A 23,175-nucleotide genomic window follows, 5' to 3' on the forward strand; every position below is an offset into this window, starting at 1 on the left:
CCATCATGTCAAAACTAACCTTGGAGAACGTCGCCTACCGCTATAAAAGCGGGAATCGGAACGTGGTCGATTCAGTCTCCTGCACCCTTGAAAGCGGAAAACTCAATGCCGTGGTGGGCTCCTCCGGCAGCGGCAAGACCACCCTGCTCTCGCTCATGGCCGGGCTGGACCAACCCACCCAGGGCAGCATACACATCAACGGGGAGGATCTGGCCAGGCTTGACCTGGATCAGTACCGCCGCGAACGGGTTTCGATGATCTTCCAGGCCTTTCAACTTTTCCCGCTGCTGACCGTACTGGAGAATGTCTGCTTCCCGATGGAACTCAACGGTCTATCGTTGAAAGATGCGGCCGGGCGGGCCGGGTCGTTCCTGGCGTCGGTTGGAATCCATGAAGACAAATTCAGGCGTTACCCGGCCAACCTCTCGGGCGGCGAACAGCAGCGCGTGGCCATTGCCCGCTCCCTGGCCTCCGGTGCGCGCGTGCTGCTGGCCGATGAACCGACCGGCAACCTGGACAAGGCTAACGGTGAGAATGTGGTGGAGATCCTGCAGCACCTGGCGCACGACCAGGATTACTGCGTGGTCATCGTCACCCACGATCCCGGCATCGCTGAAAAGTCGGATAAAGTGTGGCGCATGTCGGATGGGGTTTTGAAAGAAAACGGGTAACCGGTTGGACCTTGGAACCTGGCTGGTCGAAACCCATCATCCGGAATATAGAACCCTCTTCGAGGGCAGGCAATTGTTGATGGTCGATTGCTGATTTCTGATTGAGAAGAGAGGAACGGCGTGCCGCGTAGGATGGGTGGAGGGGCAAAGACGCCGCAATTCGGGCAACGGATCCGGCTGCCCCGGAACCCATCATTACAAATGTAGAATGCTGAATGCTGAATGCTGAATGCTGAATGCTGAATGAAGAACCCTCTTCGAGGGCAGGTGCTGAATGTAGAGCAATTGCTGATTGTCGATTGCTGATTTCTGATTGAGAAGAGAGGAACGGTGTGCCGCGTAGGATGGGTGGAGGGGCAAAGACGCCGCAATTCGGGAAACGGATCCGGCTGCCCCGGAACCCATCGTTACGGCCGGAGTGGGACCCTCACCCGGATTGAATTGACTTCCGACCGCGCGGGCTGTCCCTCTCCCTGCGGGGCGAGGGCACAGCGACCCGTACCGCGCAGGATGGGTGGAGGGCATAGGCGCCGCGGTTGGACCTGGGAACCGGTTGCCCCGAAACCCATCGTTCAGGCTGCGGTGGGACCCTCACCCGGATGGAATTGACTTCCAACCGCGCGGGCTGTCCCTCTCCCTGCGGGGCGAGGGCACAGCGACCCGTACCGCGTAGGATGGGAGGGGCAAAGACGCCGCAATTCGGGCAACGGATCCGGCTGTCCCGGAACCCATCGTTCAGATCGCGTCCAAAGAGCGGACACGCAGGTCCGCGGCTACGCGGATTAATCCTAAACGGAGCATGAATAATAGCCGGGGTCGTGGCCCGGATCGGGCGGATTTTGGTAAATGCGAACCGGTAAGCCTTCATATTCCCCACTCCACCCTACGGGCACAGGCACCCTTACGCGATCGGCTGCAGGGAATCGCATGCCCAAAGCTCGCAACCCCGCTGCGTCCGAGGCGCGGGCTGCAGTGGCGGATCAGCGCCGTTTCAGGCGTCTCTTGACCCACGGAATTCGCATAGCCAGTAGGATCAGGATCACAACGGCGTACAGCAACGGCAGCAGTTCGTTGCCGCGCAGGTGGAAGAAGTCGCCCTTGAGCGCCAGGCCGTAATGGATGACCACCAGGATGCCGGCGACGTACACCAGGCGGTGCAGGCGCTTCCAATTCCTGCCCAGCCTGCGCATCCACCATTTGAATGAAGTGATCGCCAGCGCGGCCAGGAGAATCAGGGCGCTCAAACCCAACAGAATGAAGGGCTTTTCGCGAAGTTCCTGCCACAGCAGCGGTCCCGAAAACCCAAAGTCCAGACCGATGAAGACCAGGAAGTGCGCAAAGGCGTAACCGAAGGCATACAGCCCGAGCGGTCGGGCCAGTTTGCTCAATTTGTGCCAGCCGGTGATCGTGACGGCCGGGTTGACCGCCAGGTCGGCGGTCAGTACGGCAATGGCGGCGTCTCCCAGGCGCTGTTCGACGTATTGAATTGGGTTGACCGTCAATCCGCCGGTCAGGGCGGCGAAGATGAGGTGCGCCAGTGGCAGCAGTGCCAGGGCGTGAGCCAGAATCAGAACAACGCGGAAGGAAAAATTTTGGGATGAGTTCTGTGTCAATGGGTGATGAGGGGAAGGGTGAGGAGGTGAAAAGGGATGAGTGGAAGAGGGATGAGTAAATGAGGCGTGAGTGGTTGATGTCTTCCTGGAAAATCTCAACATCCTTTTTTCCGTTTCCATCCATCGACTTCAGAACTCTTGACTCATCCCTCAGAACTCATCCCTCAGAACTCATAACTCAGACCCCATCCCTCAGTACTCCTTCTTTAAATCCATCCCTGCATACAGCCCCGCCACATCCGCAGCGTAGCCGTTGAACAGGTAGGTCGGGCGGCGGGTCAGCTCGCCGATGCGGCGTTCGGAGGCCTGCGACCAGCGTGGATGGGGCACATCCGGGTTTACATTGGCGTAGAAGCCGTATTCATTCGGTGCAATGCTCGACCACAGGGTGGCGGGCTGCTCGGCGACCAGTTCGATCTTGATGATGGATTTGATGCTCTTGAAGCCGTACTTCCAGGGGACCACCAGGCGGATGGGGGCGCCGTTCTGCGGCAGCAGCGCCTTACCATACAACCCGGTCGAGAGGATGGTGAGCGGGTGCATGGCCTCGTCCAGGCGCAGCCCTTCCTGATACGGCCATGGATAGCTGGGGTCGCTCTCACCGGGCATCTGGGATGGATCCATCAGCGTGACGAAGCGCACGTATTTGGCGTCTCCGGTGGGTTCGACGGCCTTGAGCAGGCTGGCGAGCGGGAACCCCAGCCAGGGAATGACCATCGACCAGGCTTCCACACAGCGCAGACGGTAGATCCGTTCCTCGGGCGGGAACAGATGGGTCAGGTCTTCGACGCCGTAGGTCTTGGGATTGGTGACCAGGCCGCCCACCTCCACCGTCCAGGGGGAGGTGCGCAGGTCCTTGGAAAGCTGCGCCACGGCCTGTTTGTCGACCGAGTATTCGTAGAAGTTGTTATAGTTGGTAATGGCTTCGAAGTCGGTGAGCGTGTCCGGAAGCATAGTCGGGGTAGGCGTGATCTCATTCGCGGATGGGGTTGCGGCGTTCAGGGTCGGGCCTGCATTGGACCCCAACGGAGCGCAGGCGGCCAGGGCGGCCAGCGAAACGGCAGCGGCGCCCAATTTCATAAACTGACGCCGGTTGAGATAGACGTGTTCGGGTGTAATTTCATGCGCCGCAGGCGGCGCGGATTGGGAACGGTAGGTTTTCATAATCAGCTCGATCCCTAAATGGATATATTTGATAACATTATATCCATCCGGGATCGAGATTGCATTACAGCGGCATTAAAAAGGGGTTTGGCGGTTCGGCACCGGGATGGGTCCGGCTGACCCAACCCAACCGTTCGAAACGATGTGAAAGATCGAAAGGCGCCTGTTCTCCGCTGCACAGGTTGCGCATAGCCGGTTTTGATTTGGACATAAGGATGAAATATAATTCGAACCGTTACAGCCAAAAGGTCGGTGCAGTTTTTAACCGCAAAGGAGGTTGGGATGAAAATCGAGGATGGTCTGATCATGCTCGAAGTGGCCGCAAGTTCGTTCGGAAATCCGCGCGTCATTTATCCGGCGCTGCTTGTGGACGGCGATCACGTCATTCTGGTTGACACGGGTTACCCCGGCCAGCTCGCCAGTGTTCGCAAGGCGGTCGAAGGGGAGGGCGTGGCCTTCGAGCGGATCGATCAGGTGATCCTGACGCACCATGACATCGATCACATCGGCGGGCTGGCCAGCCTGCGCAGAGAACTGGCCCGGCCGGTGACGGTGATGGCCCACAGCGTTGAAAAAGCATACATCGAGGGCGAAAAGACCCCTTTGAAGTTGGCCCGGCTCGAAGCCAACCCGGCGGCTCAAACGGAGGAGCAGAAAGCCTTCCTCAGGCAGTTGCAGACTGCGTTTCAAAACAGTTTTTCGCGGGTGGATGAGACGCTGGCAGACGGCCAGATTCTGCCCTATTGCGGCGGGGTTCGGCTCATCCACACCCCGGGCCACACCCTGGGCCATATGTGTCTGTATTTCGAGCGGATCAAGGCCCTGATCGCAGGGGACGCGTTGACCATCCGGCAGGGCGAACTGGCAATGCTCGACCCGGCCTTGAATTATGACACTGAATTATGCCGCCAATCGCTGCGCAAACTGGCGCAACTCGATATCGACCTCGTGATCACCTATCACGGGGGTCTCTATCGGGGCGATGCCGCGCGGCGCATTGGCGCCTTATCGGAAGAGCGTGAGCCGGGGCCGTGAGCCGGAAGAACGCAAATTGTGAACCGTAGATCATCTGGACGGTTCACAATTTACCGCTCACGAATCACCGAATACCGAATACCGGATTACGTTCCCCTCTTCGTTACGGCCGGTACACCATTAGATTATCGAAGCGCATGTCGGTGCCGCCCTCGTCGTAAGTACCGCTGGCCAGGCCGATATCGCCGCTGGAGAAGTCAGCGTCGGTGACCTCGGCCAGGAGTTCGCTGTTCACGTACAGCGTCAGGTGATCGCCCACACAATCGGCACGCAGGCGGTTGACGGCGCCGGCATCGGTCTTGATCAGGTCGGATCCCTGGAGCGAATCGCTGCCGAGCAGGGTGTCTTCGCCGTCTTTATATTTGATGATGCCGTAATAGCCGTCGGTGGTGATACTGAGCAGGTAGAAGTTCGATGCATCGACATAGCGGCAGATGATGGCCGCATCGCCATCCGGGCCGTCGGCCTTCCAGGCGTCCACTTCGATGTGCACATCGCCCAAGGTCTTGCCTGGATTGGCCCAGGCGTACCAGTTGGTTTCGGTAATTTTGATCTGATAGGTGTCGTCGATGTAGTCGGTGGTGGAACTCTCGTCGGTCGAGCGGTCCCAACCGCTGCCGGTGCGTGAAAAATCATCCTGGAAAAGCAGGGTGGGCCCCGCAGGGGCTTTGGTCGAAACCGAAGTTTGATCAGATGTGCCTTTGGTGAGCGAGCAGGCCAGGGCTGCCAGACTGAGTACGGCCAGGACGGCCAGAATGCGGTAGACGGATTTCATATGGACCTCGGAAATGGATGATGCGCTCTACGGTAGGTTTTGGGTTCATCAGGCGTTGATCGGATGCTCGAAAGCGGCAAATAGAGCCTCAAAGAATAGGTTGTCTCACGGTTCACATCGCCCGAACCAACACACCTCGAATGGCAATTTTAATAATGGGTCAATCGCAGGCCCCGGCCACGCACCGATTGCAGCAGGTCGCCGCCTTCGGCGCTGCGCAGGCGTTGGCGCAGGCGTTTGACCAGCCCATCCACGGCTTCGTCCGAGACGCCGGCCGGGTCGACCCCCGGCCAGACGGCGGAGACGATTTCGCCGCGCGAAAGCAGCCGCCCGGCGGCCTGATAAAGCGCGTTCAACAGGGTGAACTGGGCCGGAGAGAGGGCCGGTTCCACCAGGTTGCCGTCGACATAGACTTCCCGCGACGCGGCGTCGATCCACACGCCGCCGTCCAGAATCAGGCTGGGCGGTTCGCCGGGCGCCTGTTCGACATGCAGGCGCACCGCGCCGGCCAGTACCAACACGTCTCCCGGGTGCAGCGGTGTGGCTTTTTCGCCCACCGGGGAACCGTTCAAGGTCGTTCCGTTGGCGCTGCCCAGGTCGCACAGGCTGTAGCCTTGCGCGCTGCGCCGGATGGCGGCGTGGCGTCGCGAAATGGGCGGCAGGCCCAGCACGATCTGGCACACCGGGTCGCGTCCCAGGATAATTTCATCGCTGTTGAGAAGAAAAGACCCCTTCATGGAAAATATTGTACACTGAAAGCGCACGGAAATGGAATTTTTGCAACTTCCAGTTCTGATAATTCGGGGGAAAAGAGGCCACAGACGCGGAAGAGAAGAAAGCCACAGAGAGCACAGAGGACTCAGAGAAAGAAATGGGAAATGAAGAGGAAAAAGCATAGAGTGTGGTCTCCGTGGCTTTTTTTTAATTTTTATGTATAAAACTTTGCCGGTGGAAGTCGTATAATAAATGCAAATTTCATTATTGATGGTCTAGAAGGAGGCCGGCTATGTTCGTTGGCGATCGCATGTCCCATCCCGTTATCACCATCCTCCCGGGCGCTTCATTGAGCGACGCCTGGTATTTGATGAGTCGCGAGCACATTTCCCGCCTGCCGGTTGTCGACAACCGCGGCCACATGGTGGGCATCGTTTCGCTCAAACAATTATTGCGCTACATGCCCTCCGAGGCGACCACGCTGGATGTGTATGAAATCAAAGGCGCGATGAACACCATCAAGATCGAGAAGATGATGACGCGCAAGGTCATTACGGTCACGGCCGATACCCCCATCGAAGAGGCGGCCCGCATCATGGTGGACAACGAGATCGGCGGCATCCCGGTGGTGGAGGGTGAAAGCCTGGTGGGCATCATCACCGAAACCGACCTGTTCAAGACCTTCCTGGAAGTGATGGGCGCGCGCGAACCCGGTATCCGCCTGAGCGTGGCGATCCCCAAGGCGCCCGGCCAACTGGCCCGGCTGACTCACGCGCTGTTCGGTGTCGGCGCCAATGTCCTGTCCATCGGCACGTTCGAGGGCCACAGCAGCACCAGCGGCGAAGTGACGCTCAAGGTGGTTGGTGTCAATAAAGAGGAACTGGTCAAGCTGGTCACGCCGTTGGTGGAGAAGGTGCTGGACGTGCGCGAGACGAAGGCGCTTTAAGAGATAGCCACAGAGGCCACAGAGATCACAGAGTAAGAAGAGATTAGAGGAAAAAAAGGAGAGGAAATCATATCCTCTCCTTTTTTTGTTTTTTTTCGTTGAAAACCGGACTCTCTGTGATTTTCTTTCTTATTCTTTCTCTGAGCACTCTGTGATCTCTGTGGCTAAATCTTCTCTCCCGCCTCGAAAACAGCGTCCGGCGGCAGGTTGGGGCGCTGGGCGGCGGCAACGGAGAGCCGGTCGCAGCGTTCGTTCTGCGAATTGCCGGCGTGGCCGCGCACCCACACGAAGGTCACTTTGCGCTGGTCGAGCAGTTTGAGCAGGCGCTCCCACAGATCCGGGTTGAGCGCCTTCTCTTTGGTGGAGCGCCGCCAGCCTTTGGCTTTCCAGCCGCGCGCCCAGCCAAGGTTGACGGCCTGAACCAGGTAATTCGAGTCGGAGTAAAGGGTGGCCTGACTGCCGGCCGGGATGCTTTCGAGGGCGACGATGGCGGCGGTCAGTTCCATGCGGTTGTTGGTGGTGCGGCGAAACCCGCCGCTGAATTCGCGTTCCTGCGCACCCTGGCGCACGATGGCGGCATAGCCGCCCGGCCCGGGGTTGCCCAGGCAGGCGCCGTCGGTATAGATGATGTAGGGGGTTGGATCAGGCATGGGGAGGATTATACAGGGAAATATTGATTTCTAGACGCCTTTTAATCGCAATCCCGATTTTGTAAACAGGATCCAACCGGCCAGCCCAAGCAGCGCGCAGGTGAGGACGATGGTCCCCAACCCGGTGACGAAATTGGACCAGGGCAGCGTGCCCAGGACCATGCCGAGGGAACCCAGGGCAGTGTTGCCGAAGTTGATCAGCGAGGAAGCCGATCCGGTATCGCTATCCTGCTGGTTCAGGAGGATGTTGGTGGAGAGCGGCCGGATCGAGCTGGAGCAGAAGGAAAGCGGAGCAAATGAGAGCAGGAATGCCAGCGGGGAGATCCTGCCGAGCAGGAGAATGGCAGCGCCGCTCACAGCCGCCAGGGTGAACAGGGCGGGAACGACTTTGCGTGTAGCCATGGAACGATTGGCGCGAATGTAAAGGATCGGGCCAAGGATCAACACGGCGGAATTGATGGCGAAGTAAAGGCTGTAGGTCGTTTCGGAAAGCGCGAAGAAATCGATATAGATATACGAACTCACAGCAATATAAGCCATGAATGCGGTCGGAATCATGGCCACCACCAACAGGAAGAAGCTAAAAGATTTGTTTTTCCCCACGGCGATCAACCGGCCGATGCTGCCGAAAGGCTTGCCGTGGTAGCGCGCCTGCGGGGGAAGCGTCTCCTGCAGGAGCAGCGTGACGAGCAGGCACGTGGTTGAGATGCCGAACAGGACCCAGAAGGTCACGCGCCACGAGGTGTAGCGGGCGATGAATGCGCCGATAATGGGCGCAACCATCGGCGCAATGATGGACATGGATTGGATGATGGCGAGGATGGTGCCCCTTGTTTTTACATCGAAACAATCCTTGACGAGGGCGGTGGAAACCGAGACCATGCAACCGGCGCCAAGCCCTTCGATCACCCGGAAGGAGATGAGCTGCCAGACGGAGGTCGAGAGGGCGCAGAGAGCGCTGAAGAGCGTATAGATTGCCAGTCCGGAGAGCAGCACCGGGCGTCTTCCATATTTATCGCTTAAAGGGCCGAAAACGAGCATCCCGACGGCGAAGAAGAAGAAAAAGCCGACCAACGCCAGGTTGAGAATGCTCGCGGAAGTATCGAAAAATGCCATCATCGTGGGGATGGATGGCATATACATATCGGTGGAGAGGGGGGCGGTCATGTTCAGGACGGTAATCAAGAAGATGACGCCGGGAACTTTCAAGCTTTTTTGCTCGACGGTCAGCGCGTGTTCCATCGTAAAGGTCAGGGTCGATCCGATATCCACACGGGGAAGGGTGGATATCCTGTCGTCATCGATAAGATGTGAAATGGATGCTGCTTGTTGCGAGATCCGAATGAGGATCTGACGACCCATTTTTGTGAAGATCTGGATTTGGGGTTAAGGACCGCCTGGGCGCGGTGGATGGAGAAAGGCATGGGGGTGATTATACCGAGAATTGGATCGATTTATATTTGCAATTTTTGTTTTATTCCCATTATGACTTTTGCGACAGCTTTTGGTAAAAGTCGTATATGATTATAAAAATCAATGTAGATTGGCAATTCAGAAAAATATTGTTTTCGGACCGTTCCCGTTTATTTGTCGCGTGCTTCACACCTAATCCATAAATTCTCGTGAGGGGCACCATGGATAAAACAGAAAATTCACCCCGGTTTCGGCTCCTGGTGTTTTTTATCGTCGGACTGGTGGTATTAATCATTTTCGCGGCAATCTCAGAATCAGGCCTGATCGGTTATTGGGTGCCTCTTGGCCGACCGACAGAACGGGTGAGTGGGCTGGTTACCTTTATCGGTGGCGATCTATCTCCACATCTACTCGTGTCCGGCATGGATGGAAGGCAATTTATGTGTGTCAGTCCTGAAGGCGGTTGTCACTCCTGGGAGCCCAGAACCGAGGAAATGAGAGTCACCCGAGAAGTCGGAAAATATTCCTGCGACTTATTGCATCCACGGTTCACGCTTTTTCGCCGGCCTTTTGATAAGGTGGCGGATTGTTTGGAAATCCTGTACCGCGCCGGTGGGTATGGATCATCCCGGTATCTTCTCGTTTTGGATGGTCAGGGGGACTTGTGGGCAGGGATTTTTGATGAAGATCCAGAAGAAATCCTCCTTTCGTTTTTCTTATTTTCACCGATTGCCCTGCTGGGGTCATTTTTCACTGCGTTGGTCTGGAACTTCTTATCTTCGCGCCATCCGCCAGGAGCGCAAGAAACACGTGCAGCCCAGCGCAGGGCGTTTCGCGGATGGTTATGGCGAACGTTGCGAATTGCCGCGCGAGTTGGAAGCATACCCTGTTTTCTGTACGCATACTATGCATTGATCCATGTTGGGAACCTTCTGGAGGATCCAGGAACCCTGTTGTATTCTTCGATTGCGGTTTGCATGCTGATCGCATGGCGAATGCCGTTGGCCGGTGGGATTTCTGGAATGGTTTGTTTCCTGTTCCTGGCGCTTCGGGTGGGATTCGACAATATGGTTGGGGATTTCTTCTCAGCATTAATTTCGATCTGGTACATGACCGTTTTGTTATCGTTTATCGGTTCGTCGATCGTCCGAACGCGGAACCCTGAGGAGATCGAGACTCCAACTCGATAAATATCAGCCTGCATTGCAGTTTCAAGCTACAATTAATCCATGACACAACGCGCTTTCATTGTCATCAACCCGGTCGCAGGGGTATCGAAACCCCAGGATATTCGCGCGACCATCGAGCGCGTGCTCGGCAAGGCGGGTTGGGAAATCGAATATTATGAAACCACCGGCCTGGAAGATCTGCCTAATATCGTCCGGGCCGGGTTGGAATCAAAACCCGACCTGGTGGTGGCGGCCGGCGGCGATGGAACGATTTCCGGGGTGGCGGCCGGTCTGGCCGGCAGCGGTGTGCCGATGGGCATCATCCCGGCCGGCAGTTGGAACGCCCTGGCCCGCAATCTGGAGATCCCGGGGTCGCACGAAGAAGCCGCCCGCCTGTGGCTGGATAAGCACGAAATACAGCCCCTGGACGGTATACGCGTGGGCCAGCGCATGTATTTTCTCAACGTCGGCGTGGGGGTCAGTTCGCGGCTGATGTCGCAGACGCCGCGCGGCGAAAAACGTTTCTTTGGCGGACTGGCTTACATCCGGACGCTGGTGGCGGAGCTCACCGGACTTTCGATGCGCCGTTATCGCGTGACCATCGACGGCAAGGTGACCAAGGTGCGCGCCGTCGAGGTGATCGCGGTCAGCGCCAGCCTGGGCGGGGTGGGCGAAATGCGCTCGCACGATATTTTTCACCCGGGCGACGGGCGGGTGGAGCTGTGCGCCATCCGCGCCAAGACCTTTGGGCAGGGGGTGATGGTGATCCTGCGCTTCATCGCCGGACGGCGCGGCAAGAACGCCGGTATCCTGTACCGCCGCGCAGAACACACCTTTACGGTGCAGACCCAGCGCCGCCTGCCGGTGCAGGCGGATGGCGAGATCGTCGGGTGGACGCCGTTGGTGGGGGAAGTGGTCCCGCACGCGGTGAAGGTGATCGTCAAACCCGGCTGGCAGGTGCGCATGAACGAACGCCTGCGCGCGCAGGCCCGCCAGCGGGACATCCCGAAATGGGGTTGAAGCGTAAAATCCATGCCTTTTGCGAACCCTGATAATTGGAAAATTCCGGTAAAATAAGGTCAGCATTAATCAATACTTTCAGGAGGAATTCTCATGCTTGCTGATCTGGTACGCAAGAATCGCAGTTACCGGCGCTTTTATCAAGATCAGGCAGTGTCCGAAGACACCCTGCGCGAACTGGTGGACCTGGCGCGCCTGACCCCATCCGGCCGCAACGTGCAGCCGCTGCGCTACATGTTGAGTTGGACGCCTGAGATGAACGCGCAAATCTTTCCGACTCTGGCCTGGGCAGGCTATCTGACCGACTGGCAGGGTCCCGAACCGGGCGAGCAGCCGGCTGCTTACATTATCATTCTGGGCGATAAGACAGTTACGCCGAATTTCGGCGTCGACCCCGGCATTACCGCGCAGACGATCCTGCTGGGCGCGACGGAGAAGGGGCTGGGCGGCTGCATCGTCGCCACCGTGCAGCGCGTGCGCATGACCGAACTGCTCAAGATCCCGGAACGGTATGAGATCCTCCTGGTGCTCGCGCTGGGAGTCCCCAAGGAAGAAGTCGTCGTCGAGACGGTGGGCGAGAGCGGCGATATCAAGTACTGGCGCGACGAGGCCCACGTGCACCACGTTCCCAAGCGCAAGCTGGAAGACATCATCCTGAAATTTTAGGGTGAAGGATGAAGAACGGTCATGAAAATGCGGATTGCTGATTTCTGATCGTTGATTGAACCAGAGAATGCAGACCTGCGATCTGTATCCGATGAGGGTACAGATCGCGGTTTTAATAACCCAGCAAAGCCCGAACACCGCGAAAGAAGGTTCTCTGGGCATCGAGCCTGGGACGGATGGGTTTCAGGGATGTCGCGAAAGCGGTAAAATTACCAGGGGATGACCTGCGCCCGAATTTGGGCCGACGACCCCCGCCGGGCGGAAAGAAATGTGATTAAACCGGCAAAATTCAGGGGGTTCATCCGTAGCGGCCAGGTTGGAAGGATTTATATGAACCAAATCATCGAAGAAATGCAGAAACTCTCCTCCAGCGGTGAGCCGTTCGCCCTCGCGACGGTGATCGACCGCAGCGGTTCCGCGCCGCGCTCTGCCGGCGCCAGGATGCTTGTGAGACGGGATGGCGGAATCGTGGGTACGGTGGGCGGCGGCATTTTGGAAGCCCAGGTTCAGCGCCTGGCGGCCCGGATGATCGAGGAACAGGCTGGTGTGATTTCTTCCTATCAATTCAACGGCAAGGACGCCGCTGAAATGGATGCCATCTGCGGCGGACAGGTGGAAGTGCTGGTCGAGGGATTGAATCCGACCGAACCGCAAACCGGATTGGCCCTTCAAGGGTTGGCGGATGCGGTTGGTGGACACCGCAAGAGCTGGTGGCTCACGGTTGTAAACAAAGGTTCCGCGTCGACGACGCACACCCTGGTTCAGGCCGATGGAACGACAATCGGTACTTTGCCAGTCGGATTAGCCATTGAAAAGATCCTGGATATCCGCCAGGTGGCAATGATCGATCTGGATCAGCAGCAGGTCCTGATCGAGCCGAATTTTCCGGCTGAGACGGCCTATATCTTCGGCGCGGGGCACGTTGCGCGCAGCCTGGCCGGGTTCACCAGCGCGGTGGGTTTCCGGACGGTGGTGCTGGACGACCGGGCGGATTTTGCCAACCGGGAACGCTACCCGAACGCAGACGCGGTGATCGTCCTCGAGTCGTTCGCGGATCCTTTCAAAGGAATTTCCATCGATCGGGACAGCTTTATTGTTATCGTTACGCGCGGTCATCAGAACGATCTGATCGTGCTGTCGCGGGCGCTCAAAACGGACGCCGGCTATATCGGCATGATCGGCAGCAAGCGTAAGTGCGCGTTGATTTTCGAGAACCTTCGCCAACAGGGTTACAAAGAAGAGGATATCCAACGCGTGCACGCGCCGATCGGAATTCAGATCGCTGCCGAGACGCCTGAGGAGATCGGCATCAGCATCGTGGCCGAGATGATCCAGGCCAGGGCAAGAAAAGCATCCTGACCCCTCCTGGGATGGCGCACGGTCAGAGACCGGCGCCAGCACAAGCCAGCACAAACCAAAGGTCTGGAGACCACAACAAAAGAGGCGCACGGTCGGAGACCGGCGCCATCTTTGGGGATGCGCTCACCTACACCGCGAGTGGTAAGCGAGAATTGTCCTTGTCTTTCTCACGCAGCCAGGCGTCGATATCCGCGGCGGCGCGCTTGCCGGCGCCCATGGCGCTGATGACGGTGGCTGCGCCGGTGACGACATCGCCGCCGGCCCACACGCCGGGTTCATCCGTGCGGCCGTTGCTGGCATCCACCAGGATATTGCCCCTGGGCGAGCGTTCGACGGCCGGGGCGGCTTCCGAGGTGAGCGGATTGGCGCGCGTGCCCAGGGCCATGATGACCGTGTCGACCGGCAGGACGAATTCGCTGCCGGGGATTTCGACCGGGCTGCGCCGGCCGCTGGCATCCGGCTCGCCTAACTGCATGCGCACACAGCGCATACCGGTGACGACATTCGATACATTGACCAGGATCTCGACCGGATTGGTGAGGAAATCGAATTGGACGCCTTCATCTTCGGCGTGCTCCACTTCTTCGGCCCGGGCGGGCACTTCTTCGCGCGAGCGGCGGTAGACGACGTGAACTTCCGGTTTCTGGCTGCCCTTGCCGTCCTGATGCAGCCCGCACATGCGCAGCGCGCAGCGGGCGGCGTCCATGGCCACGTTACCCGCACCGACCACGGCGATGAATTTGCCGACATGCACCGGGGTATCGTATTCGGGGAAACGGAAGCCCTTCATCAGGTTGATGCGGGTCAGGAATTCATTGGCTGAATAGACGCCGATGGCGTTGATGCCGGGAATGTTCATGAAGACGGGCAGTCCCGCGCCCGTGCCCATGAAGACGGCGTCGAAACCCTGCTCGTGGAGCAGTTCGTCCACCGTGTACAGCTTGCCGGCCACGCAGTCGAGATGCACTTTGACGCCCAGGCGTTCGACGTAGGCGACTTCCTTGCGCACGATTTCCTTCGGCAGACGAAATTCGGGGATGCCGTAGATCAAAACGCCGCCCGGTTCGTGCAAAGCCTCGAAGACCTCAACCGAATGACCCTGTCGCGCCAGATCGGCGGCGCAGGTTAGCCCGGCCGGGCCTGAACCGATGACCGCCACCCGCTTGCCGGTGGCAGGCGCTTTTTCGATCTGATCCTGTGAGTGCTGCAAATCCCAATCGGCCACAAACCGTTCCAAACGGCCGATGGCCACCGCGCGGCCTTTGAGGCCCAGCGTGCAGCGGCTTTCGCACTGGCTTTCCTGCGGGCAAACCCGCCCGCTGACGGCCGGCAGGTTGTTTTTTTCCTTGATGATCTGGGCGGCTTTGGCCAGATCGCCGGCGCGCAAGGCCATGATGAAGCGGTTGATGGGCACCTGTACTGGGCAGCCCTGGATGCAGGGTGTGTTCTTGCATTGCAGGCAGCGCTCGGCCTCGGCCATGGCGGTCTCCAGATCGTAGCCCAGGGCTACTTCACTGAAATTGTGGGCGCGAACGACGGGATTTTGGAGGGGCATTTCGTGGCGCGGGATGCTCATGCGTTCTTTGACGGTTAAATTGACCTCAGTCATGATCCACCTCTTCGCCGCTCAATCACCCGCCAGCGGCAGAACGCGCCGATTTTCCTGGCGGCGCACGGCGCTTTCCAGGTTGCAAATGTGTTCGCTCTGGTGTTCGCGGTTCCAGACCTGCATGGCTTCCTGTTCTTCCTGCGAGAAGACCTTCTTTCGGGCCAGAACGACGTCCCAGTTCACCTTGGAACCGTCGAATTCAGGCCCGTCGACGCAGGCAAAGCGCATCTGGCCGTCCACTTCCACGCGGCAGGCGCCGCACATGCCGGTGCCATCCACCATGATCGAATCCAGGCTGACATCGATGGGGGCGTCGAAGGGTTCGACGGTCTTGCAGCAGAACTTCATCATGATGGCCGGACCGATGGCCCAGACGTGACCCGTGATCCAGGGGGCCTCGAGGAGTTCGGTCAGGGGCTCGGTGACCACGCATTTGCGGCCGCGCGAGCCGTCGTCGGTGCAGAGGATGAGTTCGTCGCACACGGCGTTCATCTTATCCTCCCAGAAGATCAGGTCGGCGCTGCGGGCGCCCATGATGACATAAACGTAGTTGCCGGCGTCCTTCAGGGCGCGGGCGATGGGGTAGACGGGGGCGATGCCCACGCCGCCGGCCACCAGAATGACGCGGCCGCCGTACATCTTGATGGTGGAGGGCTTGCCAAGCGGCCCGACGAAGTTGCGAATGACGTCGCCGCTCTTCAGTTCACCGAGTTCGCGGGTCGATTTGCCGACCTTTTGGAAGATGACCGTCACCGTGCCCTGCTCGCGATCGAAATCGGCGATGGTCAGGGGGATGCGTTCGCAGGTTTCATCCTTGCGCAGGATAACGAATTGTCCCGGCGCCGCTTTGCGGGCGATTTCCGGGGCATCGATGATCATCAGATCGGTATTGGGCGTTAAAGATTGCTTTTCAATAATTTTGAACATGGAACACCTCATTTCGAAGCGGGAGGGCAGGCTCTTTCGGCTGCCCGGGTCGGCCTGGAAGGGCCGGCCGTGCGAGCCAGCTCCTCCAGGCGTTCCTTTCAGGTCTCGGATATCCTATCGATAAGTCTTAAGCTGCAACCGGTAAATTTTCGTACTGGATCGAGTGCATGCTGCGCTCGTAAATGCTGCGGACGATATCGCTGTTGGCGTCCACCGGTGCCAGGTCGAGGAGCATGCCCAGGGAGGGTGTCTCGCGGGCCAGGTCGGTCAGTCTTTCCAGGTCGCTCGTGGAATACCCCTCATCTTCCAGCTTGGAAGTCAGGCCGAGGGAGAACAGCCATTTTTCCACACCCACGGCCAGGCGCTTGGCTTCAGCCAGGCTGCCGTTGCCGGTCAGCCCGCTGACGATGGGCGAGTAGATGTCCGCCAGGGTCTGGGGGACCGCCGGGTAGATGGTCTCGAGGACGGCGGGCAGCAGCATGGCCAGGCCCAGGCCGTGGGCGAGATCGGGTTTGACGGCGCTCAGCGGGTGTTCGAGGGCATGGGTCAGGTGAAGCATGCCGTTATCGAAGGCGATGCCGGCGATGGCGGAGGCATAGGCCAGATAGTAGCGCGCTTCGAGGTCGTCCTGTTTCTTCATGGCGCGCGGCAGGTATTTGGCCACCAGGCGAATGGTCTCTTTGGCCAGCATGATGGCGTAGGGCGAGGCAACCTTGGTGGTGGCGGCTTCGGTGACGTGGTTGATGGCATCGACCGACACGTAAGCCGTCTGGTTGGCGGGCAGTTTGGCCATCAGGGCCGGGTCATCGATGGCATAAAGCGGATAAATGAAATCCTGGGCGATGCAGGGCTTGAAGCCCAGATCGGGGATCGACACGACTGCGAAACGATCGACTTCCGTCCCGGTGCCGTGGGTGGTGTTGATGGCAACCAGCGGAACGGCGGTCTCGGGCGCAAATTCGTAGGTGTAGAGTTCCTTGCAGTTGTGCTGCGGGTACTTCAGGAGGACGGCGACGCTCTTGCCGGCGTCGATGGGGCTGCCGCCGCCGACGCCGATGACGGCCTGGGCGCCAAACTGGCGGGCCATGGCAGCGGCTTCATCCACCTGGCGGTTGTCAGGGTTGGGGGTCACACCGTTATAAATCGTGTAGGCAATCTGACTCTTTTCGAACGCGGGCTTCATCACATCCCAGGCGCCGCACTTGATGTAGGCGCTCTTCGAAGCAACGACGATCACTCGATCGATGCCGCGCTTCTTGAGGTCAGCGCAGATATCTTCGAACTTGTGAATGGCGCCTACACCCAGGTAGAGGGTGGTCTTGCAGCGGATTTCGCGGACTTCATGAATGTCGATCTCGTTTTCCCACATGCTGGTTTCTCCTTTAAAACTCTCCAACAAATCTATTGCTAAGGTTTGAACGATCCTGAGATCGTCTGTATTCGTTATTATTTTCACGATTGACCGTATTATAGGTCGTTTGAACCCTGAGTCAATAGATTCGTGAACTAAATCACGAATAATAATGAGCCTTTCGATCGAAATCCATATTTTTGATGAGGCCCGGCGCAAGTTTTTTCCATTTCAAAATAGGTGCGCTTGACAATGGGGTGCGAGATGGATAGAATTGAATTCGTGAAAAGATTAACGATATTAAATCAAGGCTGTGCCTGCCAATGAAGAAGACAACGATACCCTTACCCTCCTTACGAAGATTGTTGCTCTATTACCGGCATCTGCTCGCGGCCATCGATGCGGGCCAGGAGTATCAGTCCTCGGCCGAACTGGCCTGGACCGCGGATACCACGCCCGAACAGGTGCGTAAGGATTTGAGCTATTTGCCCAGCCAGGGACGCAGCCGGGTCGGCTACCCGACTCAGAAGCTGGCCCAGATCATCGAAGAGACCCTGAACCTGACCAGCGACAAAGATGTGCTGCTGGCCGGTGCAGGCAACCTGGGGCGGGCGCTGGCGCTCTACCCGGGCTTCAAACAATACGGCCTGAACATCGTAGTCCTGTTCGATAACGACCCGGCCCGGGTGGGCACGCGGGTGGGCAGGCTGCAGGTGCTGCCGGTGGAAAAACTGAGCAACCTGGCAGCGCGCATGCTGATCCGGATCGGGATCATCGCCACACCCCCCGAAAATGCCCAGGACGTGGCGGATGCCATGGTGGCCGGCGGCATCAAGGCCATCTGGAATTTCACGTCCGCCCGGCTGACCGTGCCCGAGGACGTGCTGGTCAATACCATCGACCTGTCGCCGGAATTACTGGTGCTGTCGCAGTACGTTCACAACCTGGGCAAACACCCCGGTCATTCCGAAGCCATCCCGGAACACCCGACCCTCGAGAGGGAAGGTCAGGACCCGGCATGAGCGCGCGCATGGATCTGGTTGTATGCATGGGCTCGGCTTGTCACCAGATGGGCGCGTTTGAGGTGGTGACGGCCCTGAAAAGGTTGTTGAAAGAGCACAACCTGCAGGACGCGGTCAACCTCAAGGGCGCCTTTTGCCTGGGGGAGTGCGGCAAAGGCGTCGTTTTGGATTTCGACGGCCGGCGCATTCTTCACGTGCAACCCGATACGGTGGAGACGATTTTCGATGAAGAAATTTTGCCCTGTTTTGTGGAAAGGAAATCCTGATGGTTGAAAAATCACTTTGGGAGCTGCTGTGGGATTACGATCCAAACGGCCTGGTCGTGCTCGATCGGGATTATAAGATTCAGATCGTCAACCCTTCCTTTTGCGGACTGTTCAAACTCAAGGAAGAGGAGATCAAGGGCCGGCCGGCGGCAGAGGTCTTTGATGACCTGAGTGATTTCGAGGCGGTCTGGGAACGCGGCGAGGTGATCAAGGGGCGCGAGCGCGAGTACCCGCGCTACGGGCTGTACCTGCGCGGCGTGTATTTTCCGGTGGTGGGGCAGGGGCTGGCGGCCTGCATTCTGGTGGACTTGACCAAGGAACACCAGCGCGCCGAGGAACTGCGCGAGGTGAAACAGGAATTGAGCAAGCAGGTCAATAAAGTGATCGACAAACAGATGAGCATTGCCCAGGAGATTGCCGGCCTGCTGGGCGAGACGACCGCCGAAGCCAAGGTCAGCCTGTTGAAAATTCGCAATATGCTCGATTCGGAGATTCGCTAGTGAATTATTTTGGCGACATCCACACCATTTTCCTGAACAAGCACGGTGAAGAGCTGTGCGGCGATCAGGTGCGCATTCTGACCGGCGAGGAAAAAACCTGCATCGTGCTCTCGGACGGCCTGGGCAGCGGCGTGAAGGCCAACATCCTGTCGACCCTTACCTCGGAAATCATCATCCACATGTGGCAGGAAGACGTGGCCCTGGAGGATGTGATGGAAACCATCGCCGCCACCCTTCCGGTTTGCAAGGACCGCAACCTGGCTTACGCCACCTTCTCGGTGCTCGAGATGGAACGCAAAACGGGCAAATTCCGGGCTTATAACTTCGACAATCCCAACCTTCTCTTTTTCCACCGCGGGAAGTATCAGGAACTGCCGGCCCAGATCGAGCAGATCGGCGGGCGGAAAATTCAGATTGTGACCGGGCAGGCCGCAGCGGATGATTTTCTGGCCATGCTGAGCGATGGGGTGGTCTTCGCGGGGCTGGGCACCACCCTGAACTTCGGCTGGAGCCTGCCGAAAATTGCCGCTTTCATCGAGAGACTGTTCATCTATCATCCCACCAGCTCGCGTTCGCTGGTACAGGCCACCATGGCCCACACCCGCGACCTTTACGGCGGCGAACCCGGCGACGATGCCTCGATGGTGGGCATGTTCATGCGCGCCTGCCGGACGGCCATGGTTTTTACCGGGCCGCCGCTGAACGAGGCCGATGACGACGCCCTGGCGGAACGGTTGATGAACTTCGACGGCGAGCGCATCGTGTGCGGCGGCACCACCGCCAAGATCGTCTCGTATTTCCTCGGGCAGACCGTGGAAACAGATATTTCCACCAGCCGCGAGGATGTGCCGCCGATCGGGTATCTGGACGGGGTCGACCTGCTGACCGAGGGAATATTGACCCTCAACAAGGCGGCCGAATGGCTCGAACAGACGGACGGGGATATCAACCGGCTGCCGGTGGACCGCAATGGCGCCGTGCTGCTGGCGCGTTCGCTGTTGAACGCGGACGAGATCACTTTCATGGTCGGGCAGAAGATGAACCCGTTCTACCAGAATCCGCTCCTGCCGGTGAGCGTTTCCATCCGGAAGAGCCTGGTGGAAAAGATTACGGCGCGGTTACGGCTCTTGAACAAGCATGTGAAGGTGGAGTATTTTTAGGAGGGGTGAAGAGTGAAGGGTGAAGAGGTGAGAAGTGAAGAGTGAAGAGTAATGAGTGATGCGTGTTCTGAAAACTCCGACTCTCGCAGATCACCCCTGACCTCTTACCTCATCACTCATGACTCATCCCCTCTTCACCAGATAATCCATCACCAGGTGTTCGGTGTCTTCCAATAATTTGGAGAGTTCGGCGGCATCCGTCAGGTGACCGGAGGTGTATAGAAGCAGCGGGCCGTTGAAGAGGCTGAAGAGCATCACGGCCGCTTCGCGCGACTCGGTGGGCTGAAATTGGCCCTGCTGGATCCCCAGGTCGATCAGGTCGCTGAGAAACTGAAGGCCGGTTTCGAACAGGAGAAGATGGTACTTTTGAGCCTCATCCACCGGCAGCGTCCATTGCAGCAGATACGAACGCGGCCGTTGAAGGGCCGCCTGCGAGAATAACCTGACCACTTCACGCAGTACCCCGCCGGCCCCTTCCTGGCGGGCGCGTTTCAAAAATTGCTCGGCGCTTTCCTGTAGAATCCGGAGCTGGCGTTCGCTGAGCGATTTCAGCAGTTCTTCGCGCGAAGCGAAGTAAGAGTAGAAGGTCATCGGCGAGACTCCCAGGCGGGCCGTGACCGCCCGGATGCTGACTTCCTCCGGCCCCTGCGTTTCGAGCAGATCGCCGGCAGCCGCCAGAATACGCTCGCGCATGGCTTCGCGTTCGAGGGTGGTTTTTTTGGGACGGGACATTTCCTTACTCCCTAGGAGCGCAATACAAAACGCGCTATAATGGCATCAAAATTAATTATACGGCGTAAATGAAAGGACAACAAGCCGTAAAGCAGGTGAACCTTGGGAATTCAAGACATCCTTAACAGTCAAGCGATGACAAAACTGGTCCTGAAATTGGGGCAATCGCTTCCGACGCGTCCCGGATACGGGTTTGCCCGCTTGATGGGAACGATCCTCGGCCGGCGGACCTACCTGACTCCGGTCAAAGCGGTGCGCGCCAATCAATGGGTGATTTCCAATGGCAAAGCCACGGCTGCGGAGTTGAACCGCCTGGCGTTGGAGACCTACCGGACAGCAGCGCACTGCATTTTTGACTTCTATCATTACATGAACAATCCAAAGGCGCTGACCGAGATGGTGGAGTACAGCCCGGAGTTCGAGGAAATCTACCAACGTTCGGTCATGCGCAAAGAAGGCGTGATCCTGGCGCTGTGCCACCTGGCCAATTTCGATCTGGTGGGGCGGGCGGTCGCGCTGCGCGGCATGCCATTGTTTGCCATCACCGCGCCTGAAGCTGCCGGCGGGTATAGAATTTCGAATCAGTTGCGCCGTCAATTTAACATCGAAGCCTATCCGGCATCCCTCGAAGCGGTGCATATGGCGGTCGACAGACTCCGCCACGGCGGGACGGTGGTAATGGGGGCCGACCGGCCGTTTTCCGATTCGCACCACCGGCCACGCTTCTTCGGCCGGCCGGCGGCGCTGCCTGTGGCGCACATTCGTCTGGCGCTCAAGTTCAACATGCCCGTCTACGCCCTGGGTGGCTGCCTGAAACCGGATGGAAATTACAGGCTGTGGGCTTCCGAGCCGGTGGAAATGCTGCATACCGGAGACAAGGATCAGGACGTGGTGGTAAACGCCGAACGCGTACTGGCCAAGATCGAGGAGAACATCCGCCAGTTCCGCACGCAGTGGAACATGACCTACGCGGTCTGGCCGGAAGTGCTGCCCGAGGTGCCATAAGCGGAATCAGCACAGAGACATTATGCCCGTAGGGGTACAGAGATACCGGAGAAGGCTTCTGGAAAATAAGAGAAGATCACCACGGAGGCACGGAGATCACGGAGAAGACTTTTGTAGGAAGAGAGAAGAGAAGATCACCGCGGAGACATTAGGCTCATAAAGGCACGGTGATTATAGAAAAGACCTTTTAAGAGAGAAGAGAAAATCATTCTTCTCTCTTTTGATATATTCCTATGGGCATTCGCCTGTATCCGGAGGAGATCGAGTCTGGGGGGCAATTTTTGGTGGATTTATGACCGGTTACCCGGGGTTGGATAGGGTTTTGATCTGTTATTTTTACTGGAATCGTGTACAATCTTTATAGGTTCGAACCAACGCGGAGAACAACGTGATTCGAAAGATACTATTTAGCTTGCTGCTGGTTATATCGGGTTTCTTCGTCCTGACTCACTTTACCGAGATGCAGGCAGTGGCTGGTTTGTTAGGACGGGGGGACTGGCGGTTCCTCCTGATGGGGGTACTGATCGAAGGGCTCTGGCTGCTCAACGTCAACCAGAGCTATAAAGCGTTATACCGCGCGGTGGGCATCGAAGAGAGCCGCAAGAAGCTCTTTTTAATGGCGACCGCCGCGTTCTTTATCACCACCATGGCGCCGGCCGCCGGCATGACCGGGCTGGCAGTGTTCATCGAGCAGACCGGCAAGGAAAAGGGCAAACCGGCCCCGCACGGGCGCGTGACGGTGGCCTGCATCCTGTATCTGCTGGCCGATTACTTTGGCCTGTTGGCAGTCATTCCGCTGGCGCTGTACATCCTGTGGCGCCGCAACCAGATCACGGCCAGCGCCATCATCGCGTCGATCATCCTGGTTGTACTGGCGGTTGGATTGGCCACGCTGCTGATGCTGGGCGCCAGATCTTCGCATAAATTAAGCGTCGTTCTGGGATTTATTGCCCGCTTTGTCAACAAAATCAGCGGCCTGACGCTGCACCGCCAGGCCATTCACCCGGATTGGGCGCAGAATTTCTCGGTCGACGTGAACGTCGGCGTCTCATCCCTGCGCGAACAGCCTCAAATGCTCATCCAACCCATGCTGTTGGGATTGAACAACAAAGCGCTCATGATGTTCGTGCTGCTTTCGGTGTTCCTGGCCTTCAATATTTCCTTCACCATCCCGCTCCTGATCGCGGCCTACGCGCTGGGATACCTGTTCTCGGTGGTATCGCCCACGCCATCCGGCATCGGCATCGTCGAGGGCGTGATGACGGTGGCGCTGCGTTCGCTGGGTATGCCGCTGGAGAACGCGGCCACGGTGACGCTGGCCTACCGGGGTTTCACTTTCTGGCTGCCGCTGGTGGTCGGTGGGTGGAGCTTCCGCAGGCTGCAAAAGGCCGAAAAACAGGCCTGAGGC

24 protein-coding genes are annotated in these 23,175 nt (G+C 58.2%); 13 read left to right on the plus strand and 11 right to left on the minus strand.

Annotated elements, in window-relative coordinates; translation table 11 throughout:
- Positions 1-5: 5 nt before the first annotated feature.
- On the plus strand, positions 6-671 hold the full coding sequence (locus tag LARV_RS18650; RefSeq protein WP_075075326.1) for an ABC transporter ATP-binding protein: 666 nt from the start codon (positions 6-8) through the stop codon (positions 669-671).
- A gap of 980 nt (positions 672-1,651) precedes the next feature.
- Here the strand turns inward: LARV_RS18650 and LARV_RS18655 are convergent.
- From LARV_RS18655 to LARV_RS20460, 3 genes are all read right to left on the minus strand, one after another.
- On the minus strand, positions 1,652-2,284 hold the full coding sequence (locus LARV_RS18655) for a protein-methionine-sulfoxide reductase heme-binding subunit MsrQ (protein WP_172797937.1): 633 nt from the start codon (positions 2,282-2,284) through the stop codon (positions 1,652-1,654).
- A 192-nt stretch (positions 2,285-2,476) separates the two neighbouring features.
- Positions 2,477-3,448 (minus strand): protein-methionine-sulfoxide reductase catalytic subunit MsrP, encoded by a 972-nt coding sequence (gene msrP, locus LARV_RS18660; RefSeq protein ID WP_075075327.1) that lies wholly within the window; start codon positions 3,446-3,448, stop codon positions 2,477-2,479.
- Between the two features lie 64 nt (positions 3,449-3,512).
- A complete protein-coding gene (locus LARV_RS20460; RefSeq protein ID WP_172797938.1) occupies positions 3,513-3,659 on the minus strand; it encodes a hypothetical protein in 147 nt (48 codons plus the stop codon).
- Positions 3,660-3,730: 71 nt separating this feature from the next.
- Here LARV_RS20460 and LARV_RS18665 point away from each other — a divergent pair, with 71 nt between their 5' ends.
- Positions 3,731-4,483, plus strand: coding sequence for an MBL fold metallo-hydrolase (locus tag LARV_RS18665; RefSeq protein ID WP_075075328.1), 753 nt, complete (start codon positions 3,731-3,733; stop codon positions 4,481-4,483).
- Between the two features lie 103 nt (positions 4,484-4,586).
- Here LARV_RS18665 and LARV_RS18670 read toward each other — a convergent pair whose 3' ends face one another.
- Together LARV_RS18670 and LARV_RS18675 are read right to left on the minus strand one after the other, a co-directional pair.
- Positions 4,587-5,258, minus strand: a complete 672-nt coding sequence (locus LARV_RS18670; RefSeq protein ID WP_075075329.1) for a LamG domain-containing protein — start codon at positions 5,256-5,258, stop codon at positions 4,587-4,589.
- A 149-nt stretch (positions 5,259-5,407) separates the two neighbouring features.
- Positions 5,408-5,995 carry an FHA domain-containing protein gene (locus tag LARV_RS18675; protein ID WP_075075330.1) on the minus strand — a complete coding sequence of 196 codons (588 nt, stop codon included), beginning with the start codon at positions 5,993-5,995 and terminating at the stop codon, positions 5,408-5,410.
- A gap of 269 nt (positions 5,996-6,264) precedes the next feature.
- Here LARV_RS18675 and LARV_RS18680 point away from each other — a divergent pair, with 269 nt between their 5' ends.
- Positions 6,265-6,918: a CBS and ACT domain-containing protein gene (locus tag LARV_RS18680; protein WP_075075331.1), complete on the plus strand. Its 654-nt coding sequence runs from the start codon at positions 6,265-6,267 to the stop codon at positions 6,916-6,918.
- A 164-nt stretch (positions 6,919-7,082) separates the two neighbouring features.
- Here the strand turns inward: LARV_RS18680 and rnhA are convergent, their stop codons facing one another.
- Together rnhA and LARV_RS18690 are read right to left on the minus strand one after the other, a co-directional pair.
- Entirely contained in the window at positions 7,083-7,568 is a 486-nt protein-coding gene (rnhA, locus tag LARV_RS18685) for a ribonuclease HI (RefSeq protein WP_075075332.1), read from the minus strand.
- A 30-nt stretch (positions 7,569-7,598) separates the two neighbouring features.
- Complete coding sequence (locus LARV_RS18690; protein ID WP_236710033.1) at positions 7,599-8,930, minus strand: Bcr/CflA family efflux MFS transporter; 1,332 nt, start codon at positions 8,928-8,930, stop codon at positions 7,599-7,601.
- A 272-nt stretch (positions 8,931-9,202) separates the two neighbouring features.
- On the opposite strand from LARV_RS18690, the gene LARV_RS18695 reads away from it, so the two are divergent.
- The 4 genes from LARV_RS18695 (at position 9,203) to LARV_RS18710 (ending at position 13,195) form a co-directional block, all read left to right on the plus strand.
- Positions 9,203-10,171: a hypothetical protein gene (locus tag LARV_RS18695; protein ID WP_075075333.1), complete on the plus strand. Its 969-nt coding sequence runs from the start codon at positions 9,203-9,205 to the stop codon at positions 10,169-10,171.
- A 39-nt stretch (positions 10,172-10,210) separates the two neighbouring features.
- Positions 10,211-11,170 carry a diacylglycerol/lipid kinase family protein gene (locus tag LARV_RS18700; protein ID WP_075075334.1) on the plus strand — a complete coding sequence of 320 codons (960 nt, stop codon included), beginning with the start codon at positions 10,211-10,213 and terminating at the stop codon, positions 11,168-11,170.
- A gap of 93 nt (positions 11,171-11,263) precedes the next feature.
- Positions 11,264-11,836, plus strand: coding sequence for a nitroreductase family protein (locus LARV_RS18705; RefSeq protein WP_075075335.1), 573 nt, complete (start codon positions 11,264-11,266; stop codon positions 11,834-11,836).
- A 330-nt stretch (positions 11,837-12,166) separates the two neighbouring features.
- Complete coding sequence (locus LARV_RS18710) at positions 12,167-13,195, plus strand: XdhC family aldehyde oxidoreductase maturation factor (RefSeq protein WP_075075336.1); 1,029 nt, start codon at positions 12,167-12,169, stop codon at positions 13,193-13,195.
- Between the two features lie 127 nt (positions 13,196-13,322).
- Here the strand turns inward: LARV_RS18710 and gltA are convergent, their stop codons facing one another.
- From gltA to LARV_RS18725, 3 genes are all read right to left on the minus strand, one after another.
- Positions 13,323-14,804: an NADPH-dependent glutamate synthase gene (gltA, locus tag LARV_RS18715; RefSeq protein WP_075075337.1), complete on the minus strand. Its 1,482-nt coding sequence runs from the start codon at positions 14,802-14,804 to the stop codon at positions 13,323-13,325.
- An 18-nt stretch (positions 14,805-14,822) separates the two neighbouring features.
- Positions 14,823-15,731, minus strand: coding sequence for a sulfide/dihydroorotate dehydrogenase-like FAD/NAD-binding protein (locus tag LARV_RS18720; protein ID WP_075075338.1), 909 nt, complete (start codon positions 15,729-15,731; stop codon positions 14,823-14,825).
- 127 nt (positions 15,732-15,858) lie between these two features.
- Entirely contained in the window at positions 15,859-17,100 is a 1,242-nt protein-coding gene (locus LARV_RS18725) for an iron-containing alcohol dehydrogenase (RefSeq protein WP_075075339.1), read from the minus strand.
- 305 nt (positions 17,101-17,405) lie between these two features.
- Between LARV_RS18725 and LARV_RS18730 the strand changes: the two genes are divergently transcribed.
- The 4 genes from LARV_RS18730 to LARV_RS18745 are packed head-to-tail and all read left to right on the plus strand — an operon-like array spanning position 17,406 to position 20,030.
- A complete protein-coding gene (locus LARV_RS18730; protein WP_075075340.1) occupies positions 17,406-18,104 on the plus strand; it encodes a redox-sensing transcriptional repressor Rex in 699 nt (232 codons plus the stop codon).
- Between the two features lie 8 nt (positions 18,105-18,112).
- On the plus strand, positions 18,113-18,370 hold the full coding sequence (locus LARV_RS18735) for a (2Fe-2S) ferredoxin domain-containing protein (protein ID WP_236710034.1): 258 nt from the start codon (positions 18,113-18,115) through the stop codon (positions 18,368-18,370).
- Positions 18,370-18,870 carry a PAS domain-containing protein gene (locus tag LARV_RS18740; protein ID WP_075075342.1) on the plus strand — a complete coding sequence of 167 codons (501 nt, stop codon included), beginning with the start codon at positions 18,370-18,372 and terminating at the stop codon, positions 18,868-18,870. Before LARV_RS18735 ends, LARV_RS18740 begins: the two co-directional genes overlap by 1 nt.
- The gene (locus LARV_RS18745) at positions 18,870-20,030 is read left to right on the plus strand and encodes a SpoIIE family protein phosphatase (protein ID WP_075075343.1); all 1,161 of its coding nucleotides are present in this window, start codon (positions 18,870-18,872) and stop codon (positions 20,028-20,030) included. The genes LARV_RS18740 and LARV_RS18745 overlap by 1 nt, the downstream gene beginning before the upstream one ends.
- Positions 20,031-20,153: 123 nt before the next feature.
- Here the strand turns inward: LARV_RS18745 and LARV_RS18750 are convergent, their stop codons facing one another.
- Positions 20,154-20,762 (minus strand): TetR/AcrR family transcriptional regulator, encoded by a 609-nt coding sequence (locus tag LARV_RS18750; protein ID WP_075075344.1) that lies wholly within the window; start codon positions 20,760-20,762, stop codon positions 20,154-20,156.
- Between the two features lie 135 nt (positions 20,763-20,897).
- Between LARV_RS18750 and LARV_RS18755 the strand changes: the two genes are divergently transcribed.
- Both LARV_RS18755 and LARV_RS18760 read left to right on the plus strand, forming a co-directional pair.
- Positions 20,898-21,767 carry a lysophospholipid acyltransferase family protein gene (locus LARV_RS18755; protein WP_075075345.1) on the plus strand — a complete coding sequence of 290 codons (870 nt, stop codon included), beginning with the start codon at positions 20,898-20,900 and terminating at the stop codon, positions 21,765-21,767.
- A 388-nt stretch (positions 21,768-22,155) separates the two neighbouring features.
- The gene (locus tag LARV_RS18760; RefSeq protein WP_075075346.1) at positions 22,156-23,172 is read left to right on the plus strand and encodes a lysylphosphatidylglycerol synthase transmembrane domain-containing protein; all 1,017 of its coding nucleotides are present in this window, start codon (positions 22,156-22,158) and stop codon (positions 23,170-23,172) included.
- Positions 23,173-23,175 lie beyond the last annotated feature (3 nt).

This window comes from Longilinea arvoryzae (assembly GCF_001050235.1).
GTDB lineage: Bacteria > Chloroflexota > Anaerolineae > Anaerolineales > Anaerolineaceae > Longilinea > Longilinea arvoryzae.

Bases quoted from the DNA above. Each gene is read 5' to 3' on its own strand.
- LARV_RS18690 (WP_236710033.1), bottom strand. From the start codon at position 8,930: ATGGGTCGTCAGATCCTCATTCGGATCTCGCAACAAGCAGCATCCATT.
- LARV_RS18695 (WP_075075333.1), top strand. From the start codon at position 9,203: ATGGATAAAACAGAAAATTCACCCCGGTTTCGGCTCCTGGTGTTTTTT.
- gltA (WP_075075337.1), bottom strand. From the start codon at position 14,804: ATGACTGAGGTCAATTTAACCGTCAAAGAACGCATGAGCATCCCGCGC.
- LARV_RS20460 (WP_172797938.1), bottom strand. From the start codon at position 3,659: ATGTCCAAATCAAAACCGGCTATGCGCAACCTGTGCAGCGGAGAACAG.
- LARV_RS18680 (WP_075075331.1), top strand. From the start codon at position 6,265: ATGTTCGTTGGCGATCGCATGTCCCATCCCGTTATCACCATCCTCCCG.
- LARV_RS18700 (WP_075075334.1), top strand. From the start codon at position 10,211: ATGACACAACGCGCTTTCATTGTCATCAACCCGGTCGCAGGGGTATCG.
- LARV_RS18670 (WP_075075329.1), bottom strand. From the start codon at position 5,258: ATGAAATCCGTCTACCGCATTCTGGCCGTCCTGGCCGTACTCAGTCTG.
- LARV_RS18740 (WP_075075342.1), top strand. From the start codon at position 18,370: ATGGTTGAAAAATCACTTTGGGAGCTGCTGTGGGATTACGATCCAAAC.
- LARV_RS18755 (WP_075075345.1), top strand. From the start codon at position 20,898: ATGACAAAACTGGTCCTGAAATTGGGGCAATCGCTTCCGACGCGTCCC.
- LARV_RS18650 (WP_075075326.1), top strand. From the start codon at position 6: ATGTCAAAACTAACCTTGGAGAACGTCGCCTACCGCTATAAAAGCGGG.
- rnhA (WP_075075332.1), bottom strand. From the start codon at position 7,568: ATGCCTGATCCAACCCCCTACATCATCTATACCGACGGCGCCTGCCTG.
- LARV_RS18735 (WP_236710034.1), top strand. From the start codon at position 18,113: ATGGATCTGGTTGTATGCATGGGCTCGGCTTGTCACCAGATGGGCGCG.
- LARV_RS18705 (WP_075075335.1), top strand. From the start codon at position 11,264: ATGCTTGCTGATCTGGTACGCAAGAATCGCAGTTACCGGCGCTTTTAT.
- LARV_RS18730 (WP_075075340.1), top strand. From the start codon at position 17,406: ATGAAGAAGACAACGATACCCTTACCCTCCTTACGAAGATTGTTGCTC.
- LARV_RS18725 (WP_075075339.1), bottom strand. From the start codon at position 17,100: ATGTGGGAAAACGAGATCGACATTCATGAAGTCCGCGAAATCCGCTGC.
- LARV_RS18665 (WP_075075328.1), top strand. From the start codon at position 3,731: ATGAAAATCGAGGATGGTCTGATCATGCTCGAAGTGGCCGCAAGTTCG.
- LARV_RS18750 (WP_075075344.1), bottom strand. From the start codon at position 20,762: ATGTCCCGTCCCAAAAAAACCACCCTCGAACGCGAAGCCATGCGCGAG.
- LARV_RS18710 (WP_075075336.1), top strand. From the start codon at position 12,167: ATGAACCAAATCATCGAAGAAATGCAGAAACTCTCCTCCAGCGGTGAG.
- LARV_RS18720 (WP_075075338.1), bottom strand. From the start codon at position 15,731: ATGTTCAAAATTATTGAAAAGCAATCTTTAACGCCCAATACCGATCTG.
- msrP (WP_075075327.1), bottom strand. From the start codon at position 3,448: ATGAAAACCTACCGTTCCCAATCCGCGCCGCCTGCGGCGCATGAAATT.
- LARV_RS18675 (WP_075075330.1), bottom strand. From the start codon at position 5,995: ATGAAGGGGTCTTTTCTTCTCAACAGCGATGAAATTATCCTGGGACGC.